The organism is Nonomuraea sp. NPDC003754 (assembly GCF_053605785.1).
The window spans coordinates 1-7,214 of sequence record NZ_JBSGJX010000096.1; the positions used below are offsets into that span (position 1 = coordinate 1).

At 71.4% G+C, this 7,214-nt stretch carries 8 protein-coding genes and 1 pseudogene; 2 read left to right on the top strand and 7 right to left on the bottom strand.

Annotated elements, in window-relative coordinates:
• A pseudogene (locus ACWEVS_RS45690) lies at window positions 1–234 on the bottom strand (histidine kinase); the annotation flags it as partial.
• Between the two features lie 86 nt (window positions 235–320).
• On the bottom strand, window positions 321–809 hold the full coding sequence (locus ACWEVS_RS45695; RefSeq protein ID WP_449928890.1) for a hypothetical protein: 489 nt from the start codon (window positions 807–809) through the stop codon (window positions 321–323).
• 183 nt (window positions 810–992) lie between these two features.
• Between ACWEVS_RS45695 and ACWEVS_RS45700 the strand changes: the two genes are divergently transcribed.
• A complete protein-coding gene (locus ACWEVS_RS45700; protein ID WP_452557457.1) occupies window positions 993–1,622 on the top strand; it encodes a helix-turn-helix domain-containing protein in 630 nt (209 codons plus the stop codon).
• A 50-nt stretch (window positions 1,623–1,672) separates the two neighbouring features.
• Here ACWEVS_RS45700 and ACWEVS_RS45705 read toward each other — a convergent pair whose 3' ends face one another.
• The 5 genes from ACWEVS_RS45705 to ACWEVS_RS45725 are packed head-to-tail and all read right to left on the bottom strand — an operon-like array spanning window position 1,673 to window position 5,709.
• Entirely contained in the window at window positions 1,673–2,614 is a 942-nt protein-coding gene (locus ACWEVS_RS45705) for an asparaginase (RefSeq protein WP_449928894.1), read from the bottom strand.
• A complete protein-coding gene (locus ACWEVS_RS45710; protein ID WP_449928896.1) occupies window positions 2,607–3,404 on the bottom strand; it encodes an amino acid ABC transporter permease in 798 nt (265 codons plus the stop codon). Before ACWEVS_RS45710 ends, ACWEVS_RS45705 begins: the two co-directional genes overlap by 8 nt.
• The gene (locus ACWEVS_RS45715) at window positions 3,401–4,045 is read right to left on the bottom strand and encodes an amino acid ABC transporter permease (protein WP_449928898.1); all 645 of its coding nucleotides are present in this window, start codon (window positions 4,043–4,045) and stop codon (window positions 3,401–3,403) included. The genes ACWEVS_RS45710 and ACWEVS_RS45715 overlap by 4 nt, the downstream gene beginning before the upstream one ends.
• Window positions 4,045–4,962 carry a glutamate ABC transporter substrate-binding protein gene (locus tag ACWEVS_RS45720; RefSeq protein WP_449928900.1) on the bottom strand — a complete coding sequence of 306 codons (918 nt, stop codon included), beginning with the start codon at window positions 4,960–4,962 and terminating at the stop codon, window positions 4,045–4,047. The genes ACWEVS_RS45715 and ACWEVS_RS45720 overlap by 1 nt, the downstream gene beginning before the upstream one ends.
• 18 nt (window positions 4,963–4,980) lie before the next feature.
• Window positions 4,981–5,709 carry an amino acid ABC transporter ATP-binding protein gene (locus ACWEVS_RS45725; RefSeq protein ID WP_354915969.1) on the bottom strand — a complete coding sequence of 243 codons (729 nt, stop codon included), beginning with the start codon at window positions 5,707–5,709 and terminating at the stop codon, window positions 4,981–4,983.
• Window positions 5,710–5,856: 147 nt separating this feature from the next.
• On the opposite strand from ACWEVS_RS45725, the gene ACWEVS_RS45730 reads away from it, so the two are divergent.
• Window positions 5,857–6,996: an ROK family transcriptional regulator gene (locus ACWEVS_RS45730; protein ID WP_354915971.1), complete on the top strand. Its 1,140-nt coding sequence runs from the start codon at window positions 5,857–5,859 to the stop codon at window positions 6,994–6,996.
• Window positions 6,997–7,214 lie beyond the last annotated feature (218 nt).

The window sequence follows — 7,214 nt, forward strand, 5'->3', positions numbered from 1 at the left end:
CCCCACCGGGATGAACTGCAGAAGCGTCCGCTCCTCCCCCACCACGCCCAGCGCCCCGTAACTGGCGTCCACCAGATCGGTCGCCGTCTCCACGATCCGGCGCAGCATCGTCTCCAGATCCAGGCCACTGCCCACCGACACCACCGCGTCCAGCAACGCGTGCACCCGGTCACGGGTGGCCAGCACGGCGTTCAACCGGACCTGGAGCTCCTCCAGCAGCTCGTCGAGCCGCATGTGTGGCAGCAGCGGGTTGGACACACCTGGAAGTTTTCCACCGGGACGGCAAACCGCCCACCACGGATGGGTGGGCGTTTCTTGGACTATTTGAGGTACGGCCTGGTGACGAGCCTGCCGAGACCGAGCGTGTCCCCCGCCCTGACCACGGCGAGCAGGGCCAGCCCGACGGCGTAGACGATGTACTCGTGGGCGAACGGCCGGCCGGACAGCGGTAGCGCGGCCGCCCACATGAGGGCCAGCGTGATCCCGCCCGCCGTGGCCACCGCCCGGGTGGCGACGCCGAGCACGAGACAGAGACCGAATCCGAGCAGCCCGAACATGAACAGCCCGTCCACCCACGGCTGCCCGGCCGGCGCCGGCAGACCGCCGTGCCGGAAGGCCGAGGTCGGGCTGCCGCCGTACATCCACGCCTGATGGACGGGCGTGACCAGGCCGAAGGCCCGGTCCACGTAGGCCCACAGGAACAGCGAGCCGGCGGCGATGCGGGCCACGCCCCAGACGTAGTCGAGCGGCCTGACCGGATCCTCTGCCGGCTCCTCCGCGGAATCGGCTTCGGTGAGAGAGCGGTGCATTGTTCCTTCCCAGTGCCGAGTGCCGACACCAGCACACCATCCGGACCCGTCCGCCGGGCAGGGCCGAAAGTCCTTTTCTGCTGCCTACCGAGGTCCCGGCGACGCGATGTCCGACGGCCGTGGCGGGCCGCCGGAGGCGTCCGTAGCGTCGGGGCGTACCGGACGACGAGGAGGAGCCCCACGATGACCAGCGATCTGGGCCGCAGGGTCCGTCACCACCGCGAACGCCTCGGCCTCACCACCGAAGAGGCGGCCGAGCGGGCGCGGCTGTCCCCCGGCTACCTGCGGCACCTGGAGGCGCAGGCGGCCACGCCCGGCATGGAGACGTTGCAGCGGCTGGCCGACGCCCTGCACACCACGACCGGGGACCTGCTCGGCGACGTCCCTGACCGGCCGCAGGGCGGCGCTCCAGCGCTGGCCGCCCCCCGGCTGGAGCCGCTCGCGGCCGAGGAGTGCCTGCGGCTGATCGCGCCTGGCGGGGTGGGCCGCGTGGCGTTCGACGGGCTGCGCGGGCCGACGGTGCTGCCCGTCAACTACCGCCTCGACGAGGGGGCGATCGTCTTCCGCACCGCGTACGGCGGGCCGATGGACGAGGACCTGCGGACGGGTCTCGAAGGGGTCGAACGGATGGTCGGCTTCGAGGTCGACAGGATCGACGACGCGATGCGGACGGGCTGGAGCGTGCTGGTCCAGGGTCCGGCGCGGCACGAGGCGACCGGGCCGGAGGTGACCCCGTGGGCGGGCGGCGACCGGACGCTCTACGTCAGGATCACGCCCACCCGGATCACCGGCCGCCGCATCGTCGCCGCGTGACCTGCCCGGCACCGCACCGGCACCGCACCTGTGCGGGGCCTGCCCAGCACCTACACCGCGTGGATCCGCCCCACGGGCACGCCGCCGCCCAGCACCGGGACCGTGGTGAAGGCGCCGGCGTCCGAGACGTCGCAGCCCATCCGGCGCAGCACCGCAAGCGCGATCGCCGTCGTGGCCCTGGGGCTGCCGTCGATGACCTTGACGGCGACGGCGTGGCCCGAGCCGAGCGCCGCGACCAGCACACCCTCGGCGCCGCCCTTCACCACCGCGCCGGGCAGGGCGCGCATGAGCTCGGTGTTCTGGTGTCCGGTGCCGCCGACGTACTCGGGGTGCTCCCGCATGGCGTCGGCGACCTGGCGGGGCGCGCTGCCCGGCGCCGCCAGCACCAGCGCCCGCACCGCCCCGGCCAGGCCGGCCAGAGACAGCCCGAACAGGGGCGCGCCGCATCCGTCGACGGCCACCGCGGCGGCCCTCTCTCCTGACAGCTCCTCCACGGCCGTCCTGACCCGGCGCTGGAGCGGGTGGTCCTGGTCGAGGTAGGAGGCCACGTCCCAGCCGTTGGCGACGCAGGCGGCCAGCATCGCGGCGTGCTTGCCCGAGCAGTTCATCCGCTCGCGCGTCCTGCCGTGGCCGTCACGGATCAGCCGGTGGCGGGTGGCCTCGTCCTCCGGCCAGTCCTCGGGGCAGCGCAGGTGACCGAGGCCGAGGCCGTACTCCTCGAGGAGTTCGGCGACCAGCCGTACGTGGAAGTCCTCGCCGGTGTGGCTGCCGGCCGCGATCGCCAGGCGCGGGCCCGGCAGGACCGCACCCGCGGTCAGGCAGGCCAGCGCCTGGAACGGCTTGGCCGACGAGCGGGGCAGGACAGGGGCGTCCACGCAGCCGAGGGCGACCTCGACCCGGCCGTCGGGGCCGAGGCCGACGGCGCTGCCGTAGTGGACGCTCTCGACGAAGCCCGAGCGGACCACCTCGGCGAGGACGGCGGGTTCAGGCACGGGCTTTGCTCCTTCGCTCCAGGACCCTGGCCAGCTTGGACAGCGAGGCGTTGACCACGAGGTAGATCAGCGCCAGCACCACGTAGGTCTGGATGAGCAGGCCGTTGTAGGCGGCCAGGACCTTGCCCGAGTACAGCAGTTCGCCGTAGCTGACCACGAAACCGAGCGAGGTGTCCTTGAGCAGGCCGACGGACTGGCTGACGATCGACGGCAGCACCCGGCGGGCGGCCTGCGGCAGCACGATCATCCGCATGGTCTGCAGGCGGGTCAGCCCGACGGCCAGGCCCGCCTCGGTCTGCCCGCGCTCGACCGACAGGATGCCGGCGCGGAAGATCTCGGCGAAGGCGGCCGCGTTCGAGACGGTCAGCGGCACCACGAGCTTCCAGAACAGCGGCAGGTCGAGGCCGTATCTGGGCAGCGCGAACAGCACCACGTACACCAGCAGCAGTGCCGGGATGACCCGCACCACCTCGACGTAGCCGGCCGACGGCCCGCGCACCCAGCGCCGCTCGGACAGCCTGCCGAGGGCCAGCAGCAGGCCCAGGGCCATGGACAGCGCCGCCGACACCACGGCGGCCAGCGCCGTCGACCACAGGCCGTTGAGCAGGTAGCGCCACATGGGCCAGGTGGCGTACGGCTGCCAGCGCTCGTAGGCCAGCTGCCCGTTGGCGGCGAACTGGCGGATCGCGAGCGCGGCGAGCGCGAGCGCGACCAGGACGCCCAGGACGGTGGCGACCCGGATCCTGCGCCTGGCGCGCGGCCCCGGCTCGTCGAACAGGACACTGCTCATCGGATCATCACCAGCCGTCGCTCGAGCCGTCCCGTCGTGAAGCCGATGACGGCGGCGATGAGCGCGTACATCAGGCCCGCACCGACGAAGATCGGGATGGGCTGGGCCTCCATCAGGTTCACCCTGTTGGCCGCGGCGGTCAGGTCGACCACGCTGATCGCGCCGGCCAGCGCGGTGTTCATGGTGAGCGCGATGAGGATGTTGCCGAGCGGCTGGACGACCGTGCGCAGTGCCTGGGGCAGGATGACGTACCACAGGGACTGCCGGAACGTCAGCCCGAGCGCCCTGGCCGCCTCACCCTGGCCCTGGCCGACCGCGTTGACGCCCGAACGCAGCGCCTCGGCCACGTAGGCGGCCTCGTAGACCGAGATCACCACGATCGCGGTCACCATCGGCCCCGCCTTGATCCCGATCTCTGGCAGGCCGAACCAGGCCAGCAGGAGCAGGACCAGCAGCGGCAGGTTCTGGAACGCCTCCACGTAGGCGGTGCCCATGGCGCGCAGCACGCCGACCGGGCTCACCCGCATCGCGGTGACCAGCACCCCGAGCACCGCCGCGCCGACGAAGGACGCGACGGTGAGCTGGAGCGTCACGACCAGGCCCTGCCAGAGTTCGGGCAGGTGGTCCAGGAGGACGGACATCAGGAACCCGGCACCGAGCCGATCTGCGGCGGGGCGGGCGCCTCGCCCTGGACGACGGTGCCGATGGAGTTCTTCCAGGCCTGCTGCCAGACGCCGGTGCTCTGCGTCTTCTTCAGCCAGTCGTTGACGAACGACTTGAACTGGTCGTCGCCGTGCTTGAGGCCGATGCCGTACGGATCCTGGGTGAAGGGGTTGCCGACCACCTGGATGGAGGGGTCCTTCTGCGCGTTGGCGATCAGGAGCGTCTCGTCCTGCACGTAGGCCACGCCCCGGTCCTGCTTGAGCGCCTGCATGCACTCGGGGTCGCTGCCGAAGGTGATGATCTCCGCCTGCGGCGCCAGCTTCTTGATCGCGGGGATGGCCGGGGTGTTGGCGCCCGCGATGACCTTCTTGCCGTTGAGGTCCTCGGGCTTGGCGATGCCCGTGGCGCCCTTCTTGACGGCGATCGTCAGGCCGGAGGTGTAGTACGGCCCGGCGAAGGCGACCTGCTTGGCCCGCTCGGGGGTGATCGTGTACGTCTGGAAGACGACGTCGACGGTCCCGTTGCTGAGCAGCGCCTCACGCGTCTCCGAGGCCGAGTTGACGATCTTCACCTTCGGCTCGCCGATGATGTACTTGGCCAGGGCCTTGCCCATGTCGGCGTCGAAGCCCTCGACCTCGCCGCTGACCGGGTTCTGCTGTGACAGCAGCGGGGCGTCGAGCGAGCCGCCGACGAGGAGCTCGCCGCGCTTCTTGATCTTGTCCATCGTCGAGCCGGGCAGGATCGCGGCGGCGTCGGCGACGGGGGCCTTGGCGAGCAGGTCGTTGGCGGCGGGCTTCGCCTCTCCTGGCACGGCGGGGCTGCCGGTGGACTCCGTGCTCGAGCAGGCGGCGAGGCCGAGCAGCGACACGGCGACGACAGCGACCATCTTCTTCATGGGCACCATCCCTTGCGTTCAGTGAGTGAGTACCTTGGCCAGGAAGTCCCTGGCCCGGTCCGTCTGGGGGGCGTCGAAGAAGGCCGCGGGAGCGCCCTCCTCGACGATCTGGCCGTCGGCCATGAACACCACGCGGTCGGCCGCCCTGCGCGCGAAACCCATCTCGTGGGTGACGACGACCATGGTCATGCCGTCGGCGGCCAGGCCGGTCATGACGTCCAGCACCTCGCCGACCATCTCGGGGTCGAGGGCGGAGGTCGGCTCGTCGAAGAGCATGACCTTGGGCCGCATGGCCAGGGCGCGGGCGATGGCGGCGCGCTGCTGCTGCCCGCCGGACAGCTGTCCCGGCAGCTTGCCCGCCTGCGCGCCGATGCCGACGCGGTCGAGCAGGTCGCGAGCGGTCTTCTCGGCCTCGTCACGGCCGACGCCGCGCACCTTCATCGGGGCGAGCGTGATGTTCTCCAGCACGGTCTTGTGCTGGAAGAGGTTGAACGACTGGAAGACCATGCCGACGTCGGCGCGCAGCCTGGCCAGCTCGCGGCCCTCCAGCGGGGCGGGCGCGCCGTCGATGGCGATCTCGCCCTGCTGGGCCGTCTCCAGCCGGTTGAGGCAGCGGCACAGCGTGGACTTGCCCGAACCCGACGGGCCGATCACCACCACGACCTCGCCGCGCGCGACGTCGAGGTCGATGTCGCGCAGCACGTGGTGCCGGCCGAACCACTTGTTCAGCCCTCGTACCCGAATCATCCAGTCCTCCCACGGTCACGGAACCCTCTTTGCCAGGTATCCCGCGACACTTCCTTCGATATCGAAGATATGGCGGACCGTAATGGATGATTTCGCGCTAAGTCAACACATTGTCGTACGAAGGTAAAGCGTGGTATTCATCTGCTCATGTCTGGCAAAGAGCGGCTGCCCGTGACGGGGGCGCAGGGGGAACTGCTGCGGCTCGTCGCCACCGGCCAGGCCGAGTCACGCGCCGATCTGGCGCGGCTTTCCGGCCTGGCCGCCTCCAGCGTGTCGCTGCGGGTCGAAGAGCTGCTCGAAGCCGGGCTGCTGGTCGAGGAAGGCTCGGGCACCTCGCGCGGCGGACGCAGGCCCCGCCGGCTGCGGCTGGCCCCCAGCGCGGGCCTGCTGGCGGTCGCCGACCTCGGCTCCCATCACGTACGGCTCGGCCTGCTCGATCTGAGCGGGACACCGCTCGCCGTACAGGAACGGGCCTGTGACATCGCGGCCGGCCCCGAGGCGGTGCTCGACTGGATGGCCGACGCCTTCGACGACCTGCTGCGCACGCGCGCCCCCTCCGGGATGCCGCTGCGCGGCGTCGGCACCGGGATCCCCGGGCCGGTCGACCCGGCCTCCGGGCGTGTCGTCGGCCCCTCCCGCATGCCGGGGTGGAACAACTACCCGGTGGCCGAGCACCTGGGCGCCCGCTACGACCTGCCGGTGCTCGTCGAGAACGACGCCAACCTCATGGCCGTCGGCGAGGCCCGCTCGTGGCCCGGCTCGGACAACCTCATGGTGCTCAAGACCGGCACCGGCATAGGGTGCGGCGTGATCGTCAACGGCCACCTGCACAGAGGCAGGGGCGCGGCGGGCGACATCAGCCACGTCAGGGTCCGCACCGACCCCTCGGTGATGTGCTCGTGCGGCCACCCCGACTGCCTGGAGGCCTACGCCAGCGGCGCCGCGCTGATGGCCGCGCTGGCCGAGGCGGGCATCGTGGTCGACCGGCCCGCCGACATCATCGGCCTGGTCAGCGACGCGGTGCCCGAGGCGACCAGCCTGGTGCGCGGCGCCGGACGGCTGATCGGCGAGGTCCTCACCGTGCTCGTCAACTTCTTCAACCCCGACGTGATCGCCGTCGGCGGCAGCCTGTCGGCGGCCGAGCCGCTGATCGCGGCGATCAGGGCGGCGGTGTACGAGCGCTGCCTGCCGCTGGCCACCCGCGACCTGGAGATCGCGCCGGCACGGGCGGGCAAGGACGTCGCGCTGCTCGGCGCGGGCGCCCTCCTCCTCGACGCCGTCCTCTGACACGGCCGGACGCGGCCCGGCGGTACGGGAAACGGTTCCTAGAAGTTCACTGAAGATCTTGTGTTCTGGCCTCGTTCTTCATGGAATCGGGTCACAGTGGTCGGTGTGCAGGGTGAGTGGGCTGGAGAGCTTGTCGGGCCGGACGTGTGGCAGACCTGCCGGGAGCTGATCCCGTCCGGCAGTCTGTTCGCGTTCTTGGCCGAGCATCGCCAGGCGCT